This is a genomic window from Streptomyces sp. XD-27 (assembly GCF_030553055.1).
Classification (GTDB): Bacteria; Actinomycetota; Actinomycetes; order Streptomycetales; family Streptomycetaceae; genus Streptomyces.
On record NZ_CP130713.1, the window covers coordinates 6,617,387 to 6,637,175 of the forward strand.

A 19,789-nucleotide genomic window follows, 5' to 3' on the forward strand; every position below is an offset into this window, starting at 1 on the left:
TCGGTGATTGATCACCCGATCGGATGAAGTCCGTCCGGAGTCCGGTCACTTCGGTCCCGAAGATCGCGATAATCGACCCGATCGCCACGGCCCACGCGCGCGTTCCCGAACGGGCCCGGCCAACCGCCTCATCCGGTTGCCAGGAGGCCGACTGCATGATCGGGACCAACGCGGCCGGCGGTACGGGCACCGGCACCGCACGCCTCGGCCGGGCCGTCGTCCTCATGCTGCCCGGCCTGTGGATCCTGTCCGTGGTCGCCTGGGAGCTGTTCAGCCCGTACGGCACCGAGGCCGCCCAACTCCTCGTCGCCGTACCCGCCATCGCCTGTGCCGGCAGCGGCAGCCGGCGCTGCGTGGTGACCGGCGGCGTCACCGCGGTCTGCGTACTGATACCTCTCACGGCGGGCGGCACCCGGGGCCTCGGTACCCTGCTCGGCGGCTGCGGGGCCATCGCCGCCGTGCTCGCCGCCAGCTACCTCGCCTCCGGTCGCGGCGTCCGGCTGGCCCGCGAACTGGACCGGGCCCGCGCCGTCGCCACCGCCGCCCAGGACGTCGTCCTGCGCCCGCTCCCCGCCCGCCTCGACAGCATGACCCTGGCCGGCGGCCATCTGTCCGCCACCCGCGGCGCCGCGCTCGGCGGCGACCTCTACGAGGCGGTGGCCACCGCCCACGGGGTCCGCGTCGTGATGGGCGACGTCCGCGGTCACGGCCTCGCCGCCATCGGCACCGTCGCGGCCGTCCTCGGCAGCTTCCGCGAGGCCGCCCACGACGAACCCGAACTCCCCGACGTCCTCCGCCGCCTGGACCGCGCCCTCCAGCGCCACCTGCGGGACCGGGCGCGCGCCGCCCACCCGGCGGGCCGCGGGGACGAGCCGCACAGCCCGCTCGCCGAGGAGTTCGTGACCGTACTCCTGCTGGAACTGCGCCCCGACGGCGAGGTCATCGCCCTCAACTGCGGCCATCCGTGGCCCTATCGGCTGACCGCCGCACCGGCGGACGGCCCGGCGGCGCGACAACTCGCCCCCGACGGCGTCCTGCCGCCGCTCGGACTCTTCCCGCTCCCCGCCGACCTGCCACCGGTGCCCTGCGGCCGGCTGCGGCACGGCGACGCCCTCGTGCTGCACACCGACGGGGCGGAGGACGCCCGGGACCGCGACGGCGCGTTCTTCCCCCTCGGCGCCGCCCTGAACCGCGCCGCCCGCCACCCGGCCATCGTCCCCTCCGACGTCGTCGCGGAGATACAGCGCGGCGTCCTCGCCCACACCGGCGGACGGCTCGCCGACGACATCGCCCTGCTCGTGCTGTGCCACGACCGCCCGGAAGCGCCCACCCCGTCCACCCCGTCGACCGCGTGCGCCGTCCACAGTTCACACGGGGTGTGAATCGCCCTCCGTTACGATGGTTACACACAGTGCATCGGAGAGGGGGGCGATGGAGCCCAACACACTGCTCGACTCCTTACTCGACGAAGCCGGGATGTCGCACGCGGGTCTGGCCGTGCGCATCAACGAGGCGGGTCGGGCGCGCGGGCTGGCCCTGCGCTACGAACACACCGCCGTGGCGCGGTGGTTGAAGGGGCAGCGCCCCCGCGGCCAGGTGCCGGACCTGATATGCGCCGTGCTCGGCGAGCGGCTGCACCGCACCCTGACTCTCGACGACGTCGGGCTCGGCACCCCCGGCAGCCGTCGGCACGCCACTGCGCTCTCCGGCTTCGTCGAACGCGCCACCGCCCTGTGGCACTCCGACGAACAGCAGCGGCCCCACGTCATCGGCGCCCAGGCCGTCACCGGCACCCCGGCCGTCATCCCCGTATGGGAGTGGGAGAACCCGCCGGAGGACTCCGACGTCTCCCGGCGCGGGCTGACCAGGGTGGGCCAGGCGGACATCGAGACGCTCCGCGCCGCCCGCGCCCACTACGAGCAGATGTACCGCAGGGCGGGCGGCGTCGCGACCCGCGCCCGGGTCGTCGGCTTCCTCAACGCCGAGGCGGCGCCGCTGCTGCGCGGCGGCTACAGCGACGCCACCGGCCGCCAACTGCACCGGGCCACCGGCGGACTGGCCGCCGTCGCCGGCATCTGCGCCTACGACTCCGACGCGCACGGCCTGGCCCAGCGCTACTTCCACCAGGCGCTGCGGCTGGCCAAGGCCAGCGGGGACCGCGGACTGGGCGCGTATGTCATCGCGCTGCTGGTCAACCAGTCCCTGTATCTCAAGGAGTACCGCCAGGCCGTGGCGTTCGCCGAGTCCGCGGTGCGCGCGGCGCGCGCCGAGGTCACCCCGGCGCTCGCCGCCGACCTGTACGCGATGCAGGCCAAGGCGTACGCACGGCTCGGCGACGGCGCGGGGGCGCTGGCCTGCATCCGCCGTGCCGAGGCGGCCGCCGAACGCATCCGGCGCGGCGCGGAGCCCGACGAGACCGGGTACGTCCAGCCCGGCCTCGTCAACGTGCAGGTGGCGGAGGCGCTGCTCAGCCTCGGCGACCTGGCGGCCGCCCGCGAGCACGCCACCGCGGCCGTCGGCACCCCGGCGCACGACCGCGGCCGGGTACACCGGCTGGCCATGCTCACCCACATCGAACTGCGCCAGGGCGACGCCGACCAGGCGGTGGCCACCGCGGTGGAGATGGCCCATCGGGCCCGCGGGATGGAGTCACGGCGCCTGCGGGACCGGCTCCGGTCGGTGCGCGAGCATCTCACCGAGAGCCGCTGCGCGGCGACGTCCGAAGCCGCCGAACTGATCGACGGAGCACTGCGCGTCCCGCTCTGAGCACCGCGCGTCCCACTCTGAGCTGGGGGGCACCTCCCAGCCAGAGGGAGCTGGGGGAGGCCGCGACACGGTGAGCACTTCCTTCCGGGTGCGTACGGGCCCTTGCGTCGGCATGCTGCCCTCTACGCGACGGAAGGTGGCTGACAGTGCGATGGAAGAATCTCGCCGAGCGGACCGTGTACGAGAACAGGTGGTTCCGGGTGAACCTCGCCGACGTGGAACTCCCCGACGGCCGCCATCTCGATCATTTCCTGATCCGGCTGCGGCCGGTGGCCGTGGCCACCGTGGTCAACGAGGCCAACGAGGTGCTCCTGCTGTGGCGGCACCGCTTCATCACCGACAGCTGGGGCTGGGAACTGGCCGCCGGAGTCGTCGAGGACGGTGAGGACATCGCCGCCGCGGCGGCCCGCGAGATGGAGGAGGAGACCGGCTGGCGCCCCGGACCGCTGCGGCATCTGCTGTCGGTCGAGCCGTCCAACGGGCTGACCGACGCGCGGCATCACATCTACTGGGCGGAGGAGGCCGCGTACATCGGCCACCCGCAGGACGACATCGAGTCCGACCGGCGCGAGTGGGTGCCGCTCAAGCTCGTCCCCGACATGGTCGGGCGCGGCGAGGTGCCGGCCGCGAACATGGCGGCGGCCCTGCTGATGCTGCATCAGATCCGCCTCGGCTGACGGGTCCGGCGGACTGGCGGGCTGGCGGACCGGCCGGGCTGCTCCGTGACGGCTCCGCTGTCCACTGAGCGGCTCGGCTAACGGCCCACGACCTGCCACACGGTGAGCGCCAGGCCGCCGAGCCCGGTGAGCGCGGCGATCGACGGCAGTGGCCAGCGGGCGTGCTCCAAGGCGCGCACTCGCGCGGCCAGTTGGGCGACGTCGTCCTCGGCAGTCTCGGCCCGGTGGTCGAGGAGCGCGAGCCGGCCGTCGACCCGGGTGAGTCCGACGTCGACGTTTCCGCGGAGTTCCGCGAGCTCCGCGGCGGTCACGGCGTGCTCGGGCTCGGTGGTCACGGATCGTTCCCCCTTCTTCGGTGGGTGCGTGAGGTGTCCGACGATCCGAGTGAACCGCGCATCGGGCGCGCGCGGCAGCGTGTGCGCCGGGTGAATGCGCGTCATCGCCGCGCACCCCGTGTGAACTCGGGGCGCGCGGCGCGCGCTCCGGTCGCACATCGCCCGCACGGCCCCATACGACAGGGCCCGGCCCCGGACGTCACCGGAGGCCGGGCCCTGTCTCCCTGTGCCCAGGGGCGCCTGGCGGTCAGTACGAGTAGAAGCCCCAGCCCGTCTTGCGGCCCAGCCGGCCCGCGTCCACCATGCGCTGGAGGATCGGGGGAGCGGCGTACAGCGGCTCCTTGAACTCGGCGTACATGGAGTCCGCGATCGCGGCGATGGTGTCCAGGCCGATCAGGTCGGACAGCTTGAGCGGACCCATCGGGTGCGCGCAGCCCAGCTCCATGCCGTTGTCGATGTCCTCGCGGCTCGCGATGCCCGACTCGAACATCCGGATCGCCGAGAGCAGATACGGGATGAGCAGCGCGTTGACGATGAAGCCCGAGCGGTCCTGCGCCCGGATGGCGTGCTTGCCGAGCACGTCGTGGACCAGCGCCTCGGAGCGCTTGATGGTCTCCTCGCTCGTGGTCAGCGCGGGGATCAGCTCGACCAGCTTCTGCACCGGCGCCGGGTTGAAGAAGTGGATGCCGATGACCTGGTCGGGACGGGAGGTGGCGACGGCCAGCTTGACCAGGGGGACGGAGGAGGTGTTCGAGGCCAGGATCGCGTCGGGCCGGGTGACCACCTGGTCGAGGATCTGGAAGATCTCCGTCTTGACCTGCTCGTTCTCCACGACCGCCTCGACGACCAGATCGCGGTCGGCGAACTCGCCCAGGTCGGTGGTGAAGCTGAGCCGTGCCAGCGCCGCGTCCCGCTCCTCCGGCGTGATCTTGCCCCGCTCCGCGGCCTTGCCGAGGGAGCTGGTCAGACGGGTGCGGCCCAGTTCCAGGGCCTCGCCGGTGGTCTCGGCGACCTTGACGTCCAGTCCGGAACGGGCACAGACCTCGGCGATGCCCGCGCCCATCTGGCCGCAGCCCACCACTCCGACGCGTGCCACGTCTGCCACAGTGTCCGTCACATCGTGCCTTTCGCTGATCTACGGGACGGCGGGCCCCGTGCGTCCTCCCACGGTCGGCAGGAGTGCGCCACGCGCCCGCGCTCGTCCCAGACGTTACTCCGCCGGGGTGGGCGACCGTCCGTCCGGGCGGTCTGGGAGCGCTCCCACGGGTGTGGAGCATTGCCGCGAGCCCCGGCGCCGTTCATCATCAGCGCAACGTGACCAGTACGTGACGCACGCTCAAGTCGAGCGACCAAGGGAGCGATCATGGGTGAGATCACGCGCAGGGACCTGACCGCGACGGCGGCCGGGTTACTCGCCGCCGCGGCGGTGCCGGCCGCGGTGCCGACCGCGGCGGCGGCCGCTCCGGCGTCCGAAGGCCCCGCCGGGCCCCCTCAGGAAGGGGCCGATGCCCGGGCCGCCGACCGTCCGCCGCGGGCACCGGGCCGCCGGCACCAGTTCCGCGGGATGTGGCTGGCCACCGTGGCCAACCGCGACTGGCCGTCCAAGCCCGGCCTCCCGGCCGGACAGCAGCGCCGGGAACTCCTCGCGCTCCTCGACGCGGCCGTCAAGCGCCGGCTCAACGCGGTGGTCTTCCAGGTCAGGCCCACCGCCGACGCCCTGTGGCCGTCCCCGTACGAACCGTGGACCGAATACCTCACGGGGAAGCAGGGCCGAAACCCCGGCTGGGACCCGCTGGGCGTCGCCGTACGCGAGGCCCACGAGCGCGGCCTGGAACTGCACGCCTGGTTCAACCCGTACCGCATCGCCAACCACACCGACCGCTCCCGGCTGGTGCCCGGCCACCCGGCCCGCAGGCATCCGGAGTGGGTGGTGCCGTACGGCGGCAAGCTCTACTACAACCCCGGACTGCCCCGGGTCCGCCGCTTCGTCCAGGACGCGATGCTCGACGCCGTCGCCCGTTACGACGTCGACGCCGTGCACTGGGACGACTACTTCTACCCGTACCCGGTGGCCGGTCAGAAGTTCAACGACGACGCGGCGTACGCACGCTACGGCAAGGGCTTCCCGGACCGGGCCGCCTGGCGCCGGAACAACATCGACCGCCTCGTCCTGGAGACGGCCCAGCGGCTGCGGAAGCTGAAGAAGGGCCGCGTACGGTTCGGCGTCAGCCCGTTCGCCATATGGCGCAACAAGGCCACGGACCCGCGCGGTTCGGACACCCGCGCCGGCGTGCAGACCTACGACGACCTGTACGCCGACACCCGCAAGTGGGTCCGCGAGGAGTGGATCGACTACATCGTGCCCCAGGTCTACTGGAACATCGGCTTCCCGGTGGCCGACTACGCCAAGGTCGTCCCCTGGTGGGCGCGGACCGTCCGGGGCACGGGCGTCGACCTCTACATCGGCGAAGCGCTCTACAAGGCGGGTGCGCAAGGGCAGCCGGCGCCCTGGCAGGATCCGGCCGAGCTGTCCCGCCACCTCACCTTCGACCGGGACTTCCCCGAGGTGCGCGGCAACGTGTACTTCTCCGCCAAGGAGGTGGCCGAGGACCGTATAGGAGCGATGGCACGCGTCGTCGCCGACCACTACCCGGGCCGGGTGCGCCCGCCGCACTGAGCCCGACCGGACGATTCCGCGCCCGACCGGGACGATGACACTGCCCGATCGGGATGATGAACACGGGAGAGCCGTCAGGCGGGCTCTCCCGTGCTCCTCCGGACCACGGAGTCCGGTCCCGGCGTCATGATCGTTTCGTGGCCGTTCTCGGCACGGACGCGGTACGGCGGTTCGCCGTTCTGCCCGAGTACTTCGACGATCTCCACGACGTGGTCGTGCTGTCCGACCACCCTGCCGTGCACCACCAGCCTGTCACCCTTGCTCGCATGCATCGCTCACGGCCTCCTGTCCGGCTCTTTCAGGAGATTGGCTCGGTAGTTGCAGTCTATGGCGGGCACCGCGGGTGTGCCCCTGATCGTCACGTTCTGGCGCGTTGCGTCACGGCGATGCAGACCAGCACCGCCACCGCGGTGACCGGCGCGGCCGGAGTCAGGTGCTCGCCCAGCAGCAGGACCGACCACACCAGGGTCAGCAGCGGCTGGGCCAGCTGCAGCTGGCTCGCCCGCGCCACGCCGATCGCCGCCATGCCCCGGTACCAGAGCACCAGGCCCGCGAACTGCGAGCCCGCGGCCAGCCACAGCAGCCCGGCGACGGCGTGCCCGGTCAGCCGCGCCGGCTCGGCCGACAGCGCCACGGCAGCGCCCGCCACGGACAGCGGCAGACAGCCGACCAGCGCCCAGCCGATCACCTGCCAGCCCGGCATGTGCCCGGCCAGCCGCCCGCCCTCGGTGTAGCCCGCCGCGCACACCAGCAGCGCCGCGAACAGGTAGAGATCGCCCGACGTCGGCGTGCCGCCGCTCTGCTGTACGGCGAAGCCCAGCACCGCCGCCGCACCGGCCAGCGCCGCCGCCCAGAAGGCGCGGGAGGGCCGCGCTCCGGTCCGTACGGCGGAGAACGCGGCCGTGGTGAGCGGCAGGAGACCGACCACCACCGCCGCGTGCGAGGTCGTCGAGGTCCGCAGCGCGAGCGTGGTCAGCAGCGGGAAGCCCACGACGACCCCGGCCGCCACGACGGCGAGCCCCGGCCAGTACCGGCGGTCGGGCAGCGGTACGCGCAGTACGGCCAGGCAGCCGCCCGCGAGCAGCCCCGCCAGCACCATGCGCAGGGAGACGGCGGACCACGGCCCGAAGCCCTCCAGCGCCCAGACGGTGCCGGGGAAGGTGAGCGAGAAGGCGGCGACGCCGAGCCCGGCGAGCAGGGTGCCGGCGGCCGTGCCCGTGGCGCTCCCCGCGCGCGTGGCGGCGCCGGCGGCCGCCCCCGTACGCGCGGCTGCGGCGCCCGGGGCCGTCGCGCCGGTGCTCACCGCTATCGACGTGGAGCGGATAGCGCTATCGTCATCTCTCATGCAAGAGCGTAGCAGTGTGGCGGAGTTGGCAAGCATCCTGCGAAGTGAACTCAACCGCTACTCACCAGGTGAGAAGCTGCCGTCCAGTCGGGCCCTTGTGGAGCGCTTCCGGGTCAGCCCCGTGACCGTCTCCCGCGCGCTGGCCGCGCTCGCCGCCGAGGGGCTGGTCGTCACCCGGCCCGGCGCCGGAGCCTTCCGGGCCGACCGGCCGCGCCGCGGCACGGCGCGCCCCGGCGACACCTCCTGGCAGGAGGTCGCCCTGAGCGCGGAGACCCCGGGCGAACCGGTGCCCCGCTCCGTCGACGCCTCCGCCGTACTCGCCACGCTGGCCGCCCCGCCGCCCGGTGTCGTCGAACTCAACGGCGGCTACCTGCACCCCTCGCTCCAGCCGGAGCGCGCCATGGCCGCCGCACTCGCCCGCGCCGGCCGGCGGCCGGGCGCCTGGGGCCGCCCGCCGACGGAGGGGCTGGCCGAGCTGCGCGCCTGGTTCGCCCGCGAGATCGGCGGCGCCGCGGGCGCCGTCGCCCCCTCCGACGTCCTGGTCACCGCGGGCGGCCAGAGCGCGCTGACCGCCGCGCTGCGCGCGCTCGCCACCCCCGGCGCGCCCGTCCTCGTCGAGTCCCCGACCTACCCCGGCATGCTCGCCGCGGCCCGCGCCTCCGGCCTGCGCCCGGTCCCCGTACCCGTCGACACCGACGGCGTCCGCACCGACCTGCTCGCCCAGGCGTTCCGGGTCAGCGGCGCCCGCGTCTTCGTCTCGCAGCCGCTGTTCCAGAACCCGACCGGCGCGGTGCTCTCCGCCGAGCGGCGCGCCGAGGTGCTGCGCGTGGCGCGCGAGGCCGGGGCGTTCGTCGTCGAGGACGACTTCGCCCGCCGTCTGGCGCACGAGGACGCCGCCCCGCCGCCCGCCCCGCTCGTCGCCGACGATCCCGACGGCGTCGTGGTGCACGTCTGCTCCCTCACCAAGATCACCTCACCCAGCCTGCGGGTGGGCGCGCTCGCCGCCCGCGGCCCCGCCCTGGAGCGCCTCCGCGCCATCCAGATCGTCGACAGCTTCTTCGTGCCGCGCCCGCTCCAGGAGGCCGCCCTCGAACTGGTCGGCGCGCCGGGGTGGCTCCGCCATCTGCGCCACATCGCCGCCGAACTGCGCGGTCGCCGCGACGCCCTGGTCACCGCGCTCCGGCAGGAGCTGCCCGAGGCGGCCGACATACGGCACGTACCGTCCGGCGGCTACGTCCTGTGGCTGCGCCTGCCCGACGGTACGGACGAGTTCGCGCTGGCCGCCGCCGGCCTGCGCGCGGGGGTGGCCGTCGCCCCGGGGCGCCCCTACTTCTGCGCCGAACCGCCCGCCCCCCACCTGCGGCTCAGCTTCGCGTCGGCGGCGAGCGCCGGTGAGCTGGCCGAGGGAGTGCGGCGGCTCCGCGCGGCGTACGACGACATCCGGGCCTGACGGCGCCCCTGCCCCTGCGCCCGTGTCCGGTCGACGAGACGACCGGGCAGCCCGCAGGAACCGATCGGCCGGGCCCAGCGTTCAAGAGATCCTCCGGCGGCCGCCCCGCTCCAGCGAGCGTTGCATAAAACTGCCGAGAACCGTATAGTCATGCCATCTAGAGGAGGCTTCCATGAAGGTACGTGCGGCAGTGGCCGGAGCGAGCGGGTACGCCGGCGGCGAAGTGCTGCGCCTGCTGCTCGCGCACCCCCGCGTCGAGATCGGCGCGCTGACCGGCAACTCCAACGCCGGGCAGCGTCTCGGCGGGCTCCAGCCCCACCTGCTGCCGCTCGCCGACCGCGTGCTGGAGCCCACCACGCCCGACGTCCTCGCAGGTCACGACGTTGTCTTCCTCGCGCTGCCGCACGGGCAGTCCGCCGCCGTCGCGGAGGAACTGGGCGACGACGCGCTGATCATCGACTGCGGAGCGGACTTCCGCCTCAAGGACGCCGCGGACTGGGAGAAGTTCTACGGTTCCCCCCACGCGGGCACCTGGCCGTACGGGCTGCCCGAGCTGCCCGGAGCCCGGGAGGCGCTGAGCGGATCGCGGCGGATCGCGGTCCCCGGCTGCTATCCGACCTCTGTCTCGCTCGCGCTCTTCCCGGCGTACGCGGCCGGGCTGGCCGAGCCCGAGGCCGTGATCGTCGCGGCGTCCGGGACGTCCGGCGCGGGCAAGGCGCCCAAGCCGCACCTGCTCGGCAGCGAGGTGATGGGCTCCATGAGCCCGTACGGCGTCGGCGGCGGCCACCGGCACACCCCCGAGATGATCCAGAACCTGTCGGCGGTCGCCGGGGAGCGGGTCTCGGTGTCCTTCACCCCCACCCTCGCCCCCATGGCCCGCGGCATCCTCGCCACCTGCTCCGCCAAGGCCCGGCCCGGGGCCACCGCCGCCCAGGTCCGCGAGGCGTACGAGAAGGCCCTGGCCCCCGAGCCCTTCGTCCACCTCCTGCCCGAGGGGCAGTGGCCCGCCACCGCCGCGGTGTACGGCTCCAACGCCGTGCAGATACAGGTCGCCTACGACGAGGCGGCCGGCCGGATCATCGCCATCAGCGCCATCGACAACCTCACCAAGGGCACCGCGGGCGGCGCGGTGCAGAGCATGAACATCGCCCTGGGTCTCCCGGAGGAGACCGGACTATCCACGATCGGAGTCGCACCGTGAGTGTTACGGCAGCCAAGGGGTTCACCGCCTCCGGGATCGCCGCCGGAATCAAGGAGAGCGGCAGCCCGGACCTGGCCCTCGTGGTCAACAACGGGCCGCGTCTCGCCGCCGCGGGCGTCTTCACCTCCAACCGGGTCAAGGCGGCCCCCGTCCTGTGGTCCGAGCAGGTCCTCAAGGGCGGTCAGGTCTCCGCCGTCGTCCTCAACTCCGGCGGCGCCAACGCCTGCACCGGCCCCAAGGGGTTCCAGGACACCCACGCCACGGCCGAGAAGGTCGCCGAGTCGCTCAACACGGCAGGGTGCGACGAGACGGGCGGGCACAGCGCGGGCGAGGTCGCCGTCTGCTCGACGGGACTGATCGGCGTTCTCCTGCCCATGGACAAGCTGCTGCGCGGAGTGGACAAGGCCGTCGCCCAACTCAACCCGCATGGCGGCGAGAAGGCCGCCATCGCCATCAAGACCACCGACACCGTGCACAAGACCGCCGTCGTCCAGAGCCCGGCGGGCTGGACGGTCGGTGGCATGGCCAAGGGGGCGGGCATGCTCGCCCCCGGCCTGGCCACGATGCTGGTCGTCCTCACCACCGACGCCGACACCGACAGCCCGGCCCTCGACACGGCGCTGCGCGCCGCCACCCGCACCACCTTCGACCGGGTCGACTCCGACGGCTGCATGTCCACCAACGACACTGTGCTGCTGCTGGCCTCCGGCGCCTCGGAGGTCGTCCCCGACCCCGAGGAGTTCGCCGAGGCCGTCCGTGCCGTCTGCGACGATCTGGCCCGGCAGCTGATCGGTGACGCCGAGGGTGCCTCCAAGGACATCCGGATCGAGGTCGTCAACGCGGCCAGCGAGGACGACGCCGTGGAGGTGGGCCGCTCCATCGCCCGGAACAACCTGCTCAAGTGCGCCATCCACGGCGAGGACCCCAACTGGGGCCGGGTGCTCTCCGCGATCGGCACCACCTCCGCCGCCTTCGAACCCGACCAGCTCAATGTCGCGATCAACGACGTCTGGGTCTGCAAGAACGGCTCCGTCGGCGAGGACCGCGAACGGGTCGACATGCGCTACCGCGAGGTGCGGATCACCGCCGACCTCGCGGCGGGCAGCGAGTCCGCCGTCATCTGGGCCAACGACCTCACCGCCGACTACGTACACGAGAACAGCGCGTATTCCTCATGACCGCTCGTAAGCACACCGCCCTGCCCAAGGCACGCACCCTCATCGAGGCGCTGCCCTGGCTGACCCGCCATCACGGCAAGACCGTCGTGGTCAAGTTCGGTGGCAACGCCATGGTCGACGACGGGCTCAAGGCCGCGTTCGCCCAGGACGTGGTCTTCCTGCGACACGCTGGCCTGCGCCCCGTCGTCGTGCACGGCGGTGGGCCGCAGATCAGCGCCCAGCTGGACCGGCTCGGCCTGGAGTCGGAGTTCAAGGCGGGGCTGCGCGTCACCAGCCCCGAGGCCATGGACGTCGTCCGGATGGTGCTCGCGGGACAGGTCCAGCGCGAGCTGGTCGGTCTGCTCAACCAGCACGGCCCGCTCGCCGTCGGCCTGACCGGCGAGGACGCGCACACCATGACGGCCATCAAGCGGTACGCCGACATCGACGGCGAACAGGTCGACATCGGCCGGGTCGGCGAGGTCACGGACATCGACACCGGCGCCATCCAGGCCCTGTTGGACAACGGGCGGATCCCGGTGGTGTCCTCCATCGCCCGCAGCGCCGACGACGGCCACGTCTACAACGTCAACGCCGACACCGCGGCCGCCGCCCTCGCCGCCGCGCTGGGCGCCGAGACGCTGATGGTGCTCACCGACGTCGAGGGCCTGTACGCCGACTGGCCCGACAGCGACGACGTCATCAGCCAACTCACCGCGAGTGAACTGGAGAAGCTGCTGCCCGATCTGGCCAGCGGCATGGTCCCCAAGATGGAGGGCTGCCTGTTCGCCGTGCGGAACGGGGTCACCACCGCGCGCGTGATCGACGGACGGGTACCGCACTCCATCCTGCTGGAGATCTTCACCGACGAAGGGATCGGCACCATGGTCGTGCCGGACCCGGTGCATCAAGGGGAGGAAGCATGAGCGAGATCCCGGACAACACCAGCCTGACGCAGCGTTGGCGGGGTGCGCTGATGGACAACTACGGCACGCCCCGGCTGCCGCTCGCCCACGGCGAGGGCGCGCGGGTGTGGGACGCCGACGGCCGCGCGTACCTGGACTTCATCGGCGGCATCGCCGTGAACGCCCTCGGCCACGCACACCCCGCCGTCGTGCGAGCCGTGTCCGACCAGATCGCCACCCTCGGCCACGTCTCCAACCTCTACATCGCGGAGCCGCCGGTCGCGCTCGCCGAACGGCTGCTCCACCTGTTCGGCCGCTCCGGCCGCGTCTACTTCTCCAACTCCGGTGCCGAGGCCGTCGAGGCCGCATTCAAGATCGGGCGGCGCACGGGCCGCACGCACATGGTGTCCACCACCGGCGGCTTCCACGGCCGCACCATGGGCGCCCTCGCCCTCACCGGGCAGCCCGCCAAGCAGGACCCGTTCCGGCCGCTGCCCGGCGACGTCACCCATGTGCCGTACGGCGACGTCGAGGCCCTGCGGGCCGCGGTGACCACCGACACCGCGCTGGTGATCATCGAGCCGATCCAGGGGGAGAACGGCGTCGTCGTGCCCCCGGCGGGCTACCTTGCGGCGGCGCGCGAGATCACCCGGGCCACCGGGACGCTGCTCGTCCTCGACGAGATCCAGACGGGTATCGGCCGAACGGGCCATTGGTTCGAGCACCAGGCGCAGGGCGTCGAACCGGACGTCGTCACCCTGGCCAAGGGGCTCGGCGGCGGCCTGCCCATCGGCGCCACCGTCGCCTTCGGCCCCGCGGCCGACCTGCTGACGCCCGGTCAGCACGGCTCCACCTTCGGCGGCAACCCGGTCGCGTGCGCCGCCGCGCTCGCCGTGCTGGACACCATCGTCGCCGAGGACGTCCTCGACCGGGTCAAGCGCGCGGGGGAGCGGCTGAGGGAGGGAATCGAGGCGATCGGACATCCGCTGGTCTCCCATGTCCGCGGCGCGGGCCTTCTGCTGGGTATCGTGCTTACAGAATCCCTCGCACCACGGGTGCAGCAGGCGGCTCAGGACGCGGGTCTTCTGGTGAACGCGGCCGTGCCGGACGTCATTCGGCTCGCCCCGCCGCTCATCGTCGGCGACGACGTCGTGGACACCTTCCTCCAGGCGCTCCCCACGGCCCTGGACGCGGCCCTGCACGCCCACCGCGTGGAGACGGGGTCCAACACATCCGGAGACTGACGAGAACATGACCGAGGCGCAGCAGAACGAGCTACGGGACGGCGACGCACGGGACGCCAACGCGGCGGCACAAGCCGCCGCACAGGCCGCCGGCCAAGCCGTGCCGCAGACCCGCACCGCCCGCCACCGCCGGATCGTGGACATCCTGAACCGGCAACCGGTGCGCTCCCAGAGCCAGCTCGCGAAGCTGCTCGCCGACGACGGACTCTCCGTCACCCAGGCGACCCTCTCCCGGGACCTCGACGAGCTCGGCGCCGTGAAGATCCGCAACACCGGCGGAGAACTGATCTACGCGGTGCCGAGCGAAGGCGGATTCCGTACCCCCCAGGCGCCCCTGGGGGAGTCCGCCAAGGAGGAGCGCATGCGCCGCCTCTCCGGCGAGCTCCTCATCTCCGCCGAGGCCTCGGCCAACCTGGTCGTGCTGCGGACCCCGCCGGGCGCCGCCCAGTTCCTGGCCTCCGCCATCGACCAGGCCGAGCTGCACGACATCCTGGGCACCATCGCGGGCGACGACACCCTGCTGCTCATCAGCCGGGACCCGGCCGGGGGCAGGCGCTCGCGGACCATCTGCTGGGCCTGGCTCAGAAGGCCCGCTAGCGCGGAAATTCGGTACCGGCGCTGATCGCTCTCGTCCTAGGCTGCCCAGGTGCTGATCCACACCGATGGCGACGCCGCCACCCCTCCCGACCTCGCTGCCGTCACGAGCCGGAGCTGGCAGGACCGCACGCACCGCGAGGCGCTGGCCGAACTGGTCCAGTCGGGATGGACCCCCTGCGGGCTCGGCGACTGGGCGGTCGCGCTGCGCTCGCCCTCCGGCCTGTTCGCCGCGCGGGTCTGCCCCTTCGACCCCGCGTACGCGGCGTTCCTGGAGCTGTGCCGCCGGTGCCCGGACAACCGCTATCTGCCACGGGTCGAGCTCGCTGCCGCGCTCGATGGCGGCGGCACCCTCACCGTGATGGAGTTCCTGGCGCCCGCGCCCGCGGAGCTCGCCACTCGAGCGGCCGACCGCTGGCACGCCGACGGCCCCGACGAGGATCCGGAGTTCGAGGCCGTACGGCACGCGGCGCGGGGGGTCGACGAGCAGTTCCGGACCGCGACACCGTGGTGGTACGGGATCGACCTCAACGCGGGCAACGTCCGCCGCGCGCTCGACGGCCGGCTCACCCTCGTCGACGTCTTCTGCATGGACGGCGCCAAGCTGTACGGGCAGGTGCTCAAGGACCCGGACGTGGTGCGGCAGCACATAGGGGAGGACCAGGTCCGGCACCTGCTGGAGATCCCGTACATCGCCCGGGAGTCCAGCCCCGAGGAGATCGACGCACTGCGCCGCGCCTGGGAGGGCACCCGCCCCTAGCCGGGCCCGGAATCTCACCCGGGACCTTCCGGAGGCCTCCTCACGGACCTACGCGGGGAACGCGTGCCCGTCGTGCTGGGCGCGCGACAGCAGGCGGTAGTGCTCACTGGCGTCCAACAGCTCGCGATGGCTGCCGGTGGCGACCACCTCGCCGCCGTCGAGGACGACGATCAGGTCCGCGCCCTGGATGGTCGAGAACCGGTGCGCGATCACCAGCAGCGCGCACTCCGCCGAGATGCGCCGGATGGAGCGGCGCAGCGCCGCTTCGTTCACCGCGTCCAGATGGGCCGTCGGCTCGTCGAGCAGCAGCAGGCTGGGCCGGGTCAGGAGCGACCGGGCGATGGCGATCCGCTGGCGCTCCCCGCCGGACAGCGCCATCCCGTGCTCACCGGCGTCCGTGTCCAGCCCGCGCGGCAGCCGGGAGACCAGTTCGGCCAGATGGGCCAGCTCGATCACCCGGTCCAGCTCGTCCGCGCCCGCGTCCGGGGCGGCGTACAGCAGGTTCTCCCGCAGCGTGCCGTACAGCACCGGGGCGTGCTGCTCGACCAGGCCGATCCGCGCCCGGTGCTCGGCATGCCCGAGCTGCCGCAGGTCGCGGCCCTCGAACAGCACCTGGCCGCGGTCCGGGTCGTAGAACCGCTCGGCGAGCGCGAAGACGGTCGACTTGCCGACCCCCGAGCTGCCGACCAGCGCGACATGCCCCTTCGGCGGCACCCGGAAGGAGACCCCGCGCAGCACCGGCCGAAGCGGGTCGTACGCGAACCAGACATCCCGGAACTCCAGCACCGGCGTGTCCCGCCGCCGCTCCGGCGCCTCCGGACGCCTGGCGGGCGGGGCCTCCGGCTCACGCGGCAGATCGAGGACCTCGGTGATGCGGCGGAGCGCACCCGTGCCCTGCACCATGGTGCTGACCGCCTGGAAGACGGCGCCGAGCGGGGCGATCAGATACAGCATGTACAGCAGGAACGCCGCCAGATCGGCGATCGAGCCGCTGCCTCCCGCCACGCGCACCCCGCCCACCAGCAGGACGACCAGGAAGGAGCCGTGGAGGGTGAGCTCGAGCGCCGGCGCCACCGTGGCGTCCAGCTTCCCCATGCGGACGCTCGCCACGTACGCCGACCTCGCGTGCGCCGCGATGCGCTCGGCCTCCCGCCGCTCGGCGCGGCTGGCCCGTACGGTGCGAATGGCGCCCAGCGCCCGCTCCAACTCCGCGGTCATCGCGCCGATGCCCTGCTGGGCGCGGAGCGAGGCCCGTCCGATCGCCTTCAGCACCGAGCTGATGGTCAGCGCGCCCACGATGATCAGGGCCAGCACGATGAGGAACAGGACCCAGTCGAGCCAGACCATCAGGGCGACGACGCCGATGAGCCCGATGGTGCCGCTCACCGCGTCGGTGAACCCCTCGGCGATGAGCAGGCGCAGCGCCGTGCTGTCCGCGCTGGTGCGCGAGATCAGGTCGCCGATCCGGTGCCGGTCGTAGGTTCTCATCGGCAGCCGCAGCAGATGGTCGATGAGCCCCAGCCGGATGCCCAGGACGACTCCTTCGCCGGTTCGCGCGAGCACGTACCGGGCGACTGCCTGGACCGCCGCCTGGGCGACGAAGAGGGCGATCAGCACGCCGATGTAGCCGCCGAGACCGCGGTCGGAGCCGGCCGCCTCGATCACGTTCTTGACCACCAGGGGCTGGGCCAGGCCGAGCGCCGAGCCGACCAGCGTCAGGGCCACCGCGCCCGAGATCCAGCGCCAGTGCCCGCGCAGGACGCGCAGCACCTGGCGCGGCGCCGACGCCGGTACGGCGGGCACGGGATTCCGGGGCGCGGGACCCGTGGCCGCGGACTCGCGATCGGGGCGGCGGCTCATGGGACGGTGAAGAAGGTCCGGAAGTAGTCGGGCGGGTGGTCCTCGCCGACCACCAGGCCCTCCGCCTCCACCCAGGCGTGCGCGCCGAACGGGGGTATCCGCCGGACCCCCACGCACCAGGTCGGCCACTGGCCGTGCACCCGGCAGAGCAAGGCGGTCGCCAGGGACCTGGGCAGGCAGCCCTCGGGACCGGTGCAGGCGAGGCTGACCGCGGTGACGGCGTCCCGCGCCGCCTTGGCCTCCGCGTAGCTGGCCGGCCGGGCATCGCGGCTCACCCGGGCGAGCACCGCGCGGATCCGGCGGGGCGGCCGGCGGGCGAGCACCCGGGCGCAGCCGACGGCCAGGTGGGTGAGCATCCGGCGCGGCATCGGCACCGAGCGCGGGTTGTAGGAGATCACGTGGCTCACCGGACTCTCCTCTCCGACCTGCCGGGTGGACGTCAGGGCTCCAGCAGCCCCGCCGACCGCAGCGTCGCAACCAGCTCCGTCACGTCCACGCGGGCGGTCTCGGCGTCCACGTCGTATGCCTCGGTCAGCTCCCGGGCCGCCTGCTCGGGGGTGCCTCCGGCCAGGAGCGTGCGCAGCGCCTGGGCCCCGGTGGGGTTCAGGTTCCAGTACTGGCCGGTGTCCTCGTCGAGCAGTGCGATCCCCTCGTCGGTGTCGGCGCGGGACACGCCGTCGCGCAGCCTGAGCGTCATGGCCTCGCTCCCGTGCTCGGGACGGTCGTACGCCGCAGCGTGCGGAGCCACACCTCGCAGGCGACCGTCTGGTAGAGCGCACCGTGCAGGTCGTGGGGACCGGCGCGCATCGGATTGCGGCACAGCTCACGAAGCCGGGCGGCGTCGATCAAGCCCATTCTCGCGAGCAGCGAGTCCTCCCACAGCCGTAGGAGTTCCGCCTGGTTCTCGCGCAGGGCGACGTCCAGGTCGGAGATGCCCCCCGCCTTGGACTGCCGGGTCAGGGCGTCGGCCGGGACGACGCCGCGCATCGCCTCCACGAGCAGCGGTTTGTACTGCCAGGGGGTGTACTTCTCCTCCGGCCGTACGGACAGGGACGCCTCGAGCACCCGGTCATCGCTGTAGGGGGCGGCAAGGGTGAGCCCCGCCCGGTCCGCGAGCCAGGCCACCTCGCGGAGCGGACGGGCCGCGTCCAGTACGCCCAGCAGATTGCCGTGGTGGTCTCGGCGCCCGGCCAGTGGCTCGGCCGACGGCGCCTCGGCGCGGATCAGCTCCCGTACGGCGGTGGCGGTGTCCACGGTCGCCCACGGCGGCAGCAGCGGCGGTGGCCCCCAACCGAGCGGCGGAGTGTCCCGGGGCGGCGGGGGCCGGTCAGCCGCTCCGAGACTCCGAGCAACCAGGCACTGTAGCCCCGGTTGTCCCACAGCTGCCGCAGCATCAGCCCCAGCGGCCAGCGGTACGCGGCGGCGATGCCGCGCAGCCGCCGCGTAGCGACCACCGGGTGCCGGACCAGCAACGCCCGCAGGTGGAAGGGCAGGCCGCTCAGCAACTCGTCGCCGCAGAAGCCGGTCAGGTGCAGCCGCGAACCGCGGGCGAGGGCTCGGTGCGCGATGGTGAACCACCGCGCGTGGTCCGCGGCTGCACGGCAGGGTTCGTCCATGGGCTCGTTGAGGTCCAGCAGGCCGTGGTAGACGAGCGGTAGCTCCGCCACCGGAATGACGTGGTGCTCCAGGGCGGGCAGCGCGCCCGCGGTGCGCCGCGCCCAGGTCACGTCATCTTCCAGCGGGTCCGGGCTCGCCGCCGTATACGCGACGACCCGCGCGCCCGACCGGACGGCCAGGCAGCACACCGACGTCGAATCCAGGCCGCTCAGATCGCTGCTGACGAGCTCGTGCCCCTCGACCCGGGCGGCCACCGCTGCTGCCAGCGCCTCCCGTAGCGCGGCGGCGCCTTCGGCGAGGGACCACCGCGCCTCCGGCGGTGTCCACCACCTGGTGTGGTGTGACTGCCCGTCATCGTCGAGGACCAGACAGCTGTCCGTCGGCAGCCCGCGCACCCCACGCCACAGGGGGACGTCGGTCAGCGGCGGCAGCGCGGGCGGGTCCAGCAGATGCAGCGCCAGACGGCCTTCATCCAGCGGCGCGTCGAGCAGGAAAGCCAAAGTGTCGGCCCGGTCCGCGGCGACGGTGACGGGCCCGAATTCCGCCGCGAACACCCGTCGGATTCCGGTGACCGTGCCCTGAATGCGAACCTTTCCCGCCACGGACGCGACGACATGGGAACTCCCGGCCAATGTCGCCGATATGTGGTCGACGTCAGTGACATGATGCAACCGGGCAGCGGCTTCGGTGAGTTCGCGAGTGGTCACGACGTGTTGCCCGATGACCGCGAGCGCGTTGTTCCCGCAGGTCCCGACGGTCACGGTGCCTGGACGCCAACGTCCCACCAGCCACGGGCGGCCGGAGGGATGTCGGATTCTCTGGTCGGCGCAACCGCGCAGAGCGCCTTCGACAGGGCCTGCCGCGGAATGATCCGGAAGAGCCACGAACCACGAGGGAAGTGCGGCGAGGCCGGTCGGTCGCACCACTGCAAACCGCCCCTTCCAGCCCGGTGGCAGGCGATTACACGCCTACCACCAGGTCTTATCCGGATTGGTTACGGTCACTCCGCCGACCGCTCAGGTGAACAGCGCGTGGTTGCGCCCCAAGAAGTCCTTGGGGCCACGCCGCTTGAACAGGAACAGCCCGGTCGCCTTGGTGAAGGTGCCGACCGCGGTCAGCGTGGGACGCTCATATGCGCGCATACGGTTTCCACCTCCGTCCGTGCGGGTCGCGCGTGCCCACGACCCCGAACCGGGACGGT

At 73.0% G+C, this 19,789-nt stretch carries 20 protein-coding genes and 1 pseudogene; 11 read left to right on the top strand and 10 right to left on the bottom strand.

The window, feature by feature from the left end; all coding sequences use genetic code 11:
• The first annotated feature begins 155 nt into the window (after positions 1-155).
• The 3 genes from Q3Y56_RS28840 (at position 156) to Q3Y56_RS28850 (ending at position 3,443) form a co-directional block, all read left to right on the top strand.
• Positions 156-1,382 carry a PP2C family protein-serine/threonine phosphatase gene (locus tag Q3Y56_RS28840; RefSeq protein ID WP_304464715.1) on the top strand — a complete coding sequence of 409 codons (1,227 nt, stop codon included), beginning with the start codon at positions 156-158 and terminating at the stop codon, positions 1,380-1,382.
• Between the two features lie 49 nt (positions 1,383-1,431).
• A complete protein-coding gene (locus Q3Y56_RS28845; RefSeq protein ID WP_304464716.1) occupies positions 1,432-2,766 on the top strand; it encodes a transcriptional regulator in 1,335 nt (444 codons plus the stop codon).
• Positions 2,767-2,912: 146 nt separating this feature from the next.
• Positions 2,913-3,443 (top strand): NUDIX domain-containing protein, encoded by a 531-nt coding sequence (locus Q3Y56_RS28850; RefSeq protein ID WP_304464717.1) that lies wholly within the window; start codon positions 2,913-2,915, stop codon positions 3,441-3,443.
• A gap of 77 nt (positions 3,444-3,520) precedes the next feature.
• Here Q3Y56_RS28850 and Q3Y56_RS28855 read toward each other — a convergent pair whose 3' ends face one another.
• Together Q3Y56_RS28855 and Q3Y56_RS28860 are read right to left on the bottom strand one after the other, a co-directional pair.
• Entirely contained in the window at positions 3,521-3,778 is a 258-nt protein-coding gene (locus tag Q3Y56_RS28855; RefSeq protein ID WP_304464718.1) for a hypothetical protein, read from the bottom strand.
• Between the two features lie 247 nt (positions 3,779-4,025).
• Positions 4,026-4,883, bottom strand: coding sequence for a 3-hydroxybutyryl-CoA dehydrogenase (locus Q3Y56_RS28860; protein WP_304464719.1), 858 nt, complete (start codon positions 4,881-4,883; stop codon positions 4,026-4,028).
• Between the two features lie 258 nt (positions 4,884-5,141).
• Between Q3Y56_RS28860 and Q3Y56_RS28865 the strand changes: the two genes are divergently transcribed.
• Positions 5,142-6,455 (top strand): glycoside hydrolase family 10 protein, encoded by a 1,314-nt coding sequence (locus tag Q3Y56_RS28865; protein WP_304464720.1) that lies wholly within the window; start codon positions 5,142-5,144, stop codon positions 6,453-6,455.
• 74 nt (positions 6,456-6,529) lie between these two features.
• On the opposite strand, the gene Q3Y56_RS28870 is transcribed toward Q3Y56_RS28865, so the two are convergent.
• Both Q3Y56_RS28870 and Q3Y56_RS28875 read right to left on the bottom strand, forming a co-directional pair.
• Positions 6,530-6,727, bottom strand: a complete 198-nt coding sequence (locus Q3Y56_RS28870; protein WP_304464721.1) for a DUF1918 domain-containing protein — start codon at positions 6,725-6,727, stop codon at positions 6,530-6,532.
• Positions 6,728-6,813: 86 nt separating this feature from the next.
• Positions 6,814-7,800, bottom strand: a complete 987-nt coding sequence (locus Q3Y56_RS28875) for a DMT family transporter (RefSeq protein ID WP_304464722.1) — start codon at positions 7,798-7,800, stop codon at positions 6,814-6,816.
• On the opposite strand from Q3Y56_RS28875, the gene Q3Y56_RS28880 reads away from it, so the two are divergent.
• From Q3Y56_RS28880 to Q3Y56_RS28910, 7 genes and pseudogenes are all read left to right on the top strand, one after another.
• Complete coding sequence (locus Q3Y56_RS28880) at positions 7,799-9,250, top strand: PLP-dependent aminotransferase family protein (protein WP_304464723.1); 1,452 nt, start codon at positions 7,799-7,801, stop codon at positions 9,248-9,250. The genes Q3Y56_RS28875 and Q3Y56_RS28880 overlap by 2 nt on opposite strands.
• Positions 9,251-9,422: 172 nt before the next feature.
• Entirely contained in the window at positions 9,423-10,451 is a 1,029-nt protein-coding gene (gene argC / locus Q3Y56_RS28885) for an N-acetyl-gamma-glutamyl-phosphate reductase (RefSeq protein WP_304464724.1), read from the top strand.
• A complete protein-coding gene (gene argJ / locus Q3Y56_RS28890; RefSeq protein WP_304464725.1) occupies positions 10,448-11,629 on the top strand; it encodes a bifunctional glutamate N-acetyltransferase/amino-acid acetyltransferase ArgJ in 1,182 nt (393 codons plus the stop codon). The genes argC and argJ overlap by 4 nt, the downstream gene beginning before the upstream one ends.
• Positions 11,626-12,534 (top strand): acetylglutamate kinase, encoded by a 909-nt coding sequence (argB, locus tag Q3Y56_RS28895; protein ID WP_304464726.1) that lies wholly within the window; start codon positions 11,626-11,628, stop codon positions 12,532-12,534. The genes argJ and argB overlap by 4 nt, the downstream gene beginning before the upstream one ends.
• Positions 12,531-13,757 carry an acetylornithine transaminase gene (locus Q3Y56_RS28900; RefSeq protein WP_304464727.1) on the top strand — a complete coding sequence of 409 codons (1,227 nt, stop codon included), beginning with the start codon at positions 12,531-12,533 and terminating at the stop codon, positions 13,755-13,757. Before argB ends, Q3Y56_RS28900 begins: the two co-directional genes overlap by 4 nt.
• Before the next feature lie 7 nt (positions 13,758-13,764).
• Positions 13,765-14,354, top strand: a pseudogene (locus Q3Y56_RS28905) (arginine repressor).
• Positions 14,355-14,403: 49 nt separating this feature from the next.
• Positions 14,404-15,111 (top strand): hypothetical protein, encoded by a 708-nt coding sequence (locus Q3Y56_RS28910; RefSeq protein ID WP_304464728.1) that lies wholly within the window; start codon positions 14,404-14,406, stop codon positions 15,109-15,111.
• Between the two features lie 48 nt (positions 15,112-15,159).
• On the opposite strand, the gene Q3Y56_RS28915 is transcribed toward Q3Y56_RS28910, so the two are convergent.
• The 6 genes from Q3Y56_RS28915 to Q3Y56_RS28940 all read right to left on the bottom strand — a co-directional run bounded on the left by Q3Y56_RS28915 (position 15,160) and on the right by Q3Y56_RS28940 (position 19,730).
• Positions 15,160-16,914, bottom strand: coding sequence for an ABC transporter ATP-binding protein (locus tag Q3Y56_RS28915; RefSeq protein WP_304464729.1), 1,755 nt, complete (start codon positions 16,912-16,914; stop codon positions 15,160-15,162).
• Positions 16,915-16,967: 53 nt separating this feature from the next.
• A complete protein-coding gene (locus tag Q3Y56_RS28920; protein WP_304465845.1) occupies positions 16,968-17,339 on the bottom strand; it encodes a lasso peptide biosynthesis B2 protein in 372 nt (123 codons plus the stop codon).
• A gap of 71 nt (positions 17,340-17,410) precedes the next feature.
• On the bottom strand, positions 17,411-17,668 hold the full coding sequence (locus Q3Y56_RS28925; RefSeq protein WP_304464730.1) for a lasso peptide biosynthesis PqqD family chaperone: 258 nt from the start codon (positions 17,666-17,668) through the stop codon (positions 17,411-17,413).
• Entirely contained in the window at positions 17,665-18,225 is a 561-nt protein-coding gene (locus tag Q3Y56_RS28930) for an asparagine synthase-related protein (RefSeq protein WP_304464731.1), read from the bottom strand. The genes Q3Y56_RS28925 and Q3Y56_RS28930 overlap by 4 nt, the downstream gene beginning before the upstream one ends.
• Complete coding sequence (locus tag Q3Y56_RS28935) at positions 18,195-19,190, bottom strand: asparagine synthase C-terminal domain-containing protein (protein WP_304464732.1); 996 nt, start codon at positions 19,188-19,190, stop codon at positions 18,195-18,197. Before Q3Y56_RS28935 ends, Q3Y56_RS28930 begins: the two co-directional genes overlap by 31 nt.
• Positions 19,191-19,604: 414 nt before the next feature.
• Positions 19,605-19,730: a keywimysin-related RiPP gene (locus tag Q3Y56_RS28940; protein WP_304464733.1), complete on the bottom strand. Its 126-nt coding sequence runs from the start codon at positions 19,728-19,730 to the stop codon at positions 19,605-19,607.
• Between the last annotated feature and the right edge of the window lie 59 nt (positions 19,731-19,789).

Excerpts from the sequence above, each read along its gene's own strand:
- Q3Y56_RS28840 (WP_304464715.1), top strand. The coding sequence starts at position 156 with ATGATCGGGACCAACGCGGCCGGCGGTACGGGCACCGGCACCGCACGC.
- Q3Y56_RS28845 (WP_304464716.1), top strand. The coding sequence starts at position 1,432 with ATGGAGCCCAACACACTGCTCGACTCCTTACTCGACGAAGCCGGGATG.
- Q3Y56_RS28865 (WP_304464720.1), top strand. The coding sequence starts at position 5,142 with ATGGGTGAGATCACGCGCAGGGACCTGACCGCGACGGCGGCCGGGTTA.
- Q3Y56_RS28870 (WP_304464721.1), bottom strand. The coding sequence starts at position 6,727 with ATGCATGCGAGCAAGGGTGACAGGCTGGTGGTGCACGGCAGGGTGGTC.
- Q3Y56_RS28880 (WP_304464723.1), top strand. The coding sequence starts at position 7,799 with ATGCAAGAGCGTAGCAGTGTGGCGGAGTTGGCAAGCATCCTGCGAAGT.
- Q3Y56_RS28875 (WP_304464722.1), bottom strand. The coding sequence starts at position 7,800 with ATGAGAGATGACGATAGCGCTATCCGCTCCACGTCGATAGCGGTGAGC.
- argC (WP_304464724.1), top strand. The coding sequence starts at position 9,423 with ATGAAGGTACGTGCGGCAGTGGCCGGAGCGAGCGGGTACGCCGGCGGC.
- argB (WP_304464726.1), top strand. The coding sequence starts at position 11,626 with ATGACCGCTCGTAAGCACACCGCCCTGCCCAAGGCACGCACCCTCATC.
- Q3Y56_RS28900 (WP_304464727.1), top strand. The coding sequence starts at position 12,531 with ATGAGCGAGATCCCGGACAACACCAGCCTGACGCAGCGTTGGCGGGGT.
- Q3Y56_RS28920 (WP_304465845.1), bottom strand. The coding sequence starts at position 17,339 with ATGCCGCGCCGGATGCTCACCCACCTGGCCGTCGGCTGCGCCCGGGTG.
- Q3Y56_RS28925 (WP_304464730.1), bottom strand. The coding sequence starts at position 17,668 with ATGACGCTCAGGCTGCGCGACGGCGTGTCCCGCGCCGACACCGACGAG.
- Q3Y56_RS28940 (WP_304464733.1), bottom strand. The coding sequence starts at position 19,730 with ATGCGCGCATATGAGCGTCCCACGCTGACCGCGGTCGGCACCTTCACC.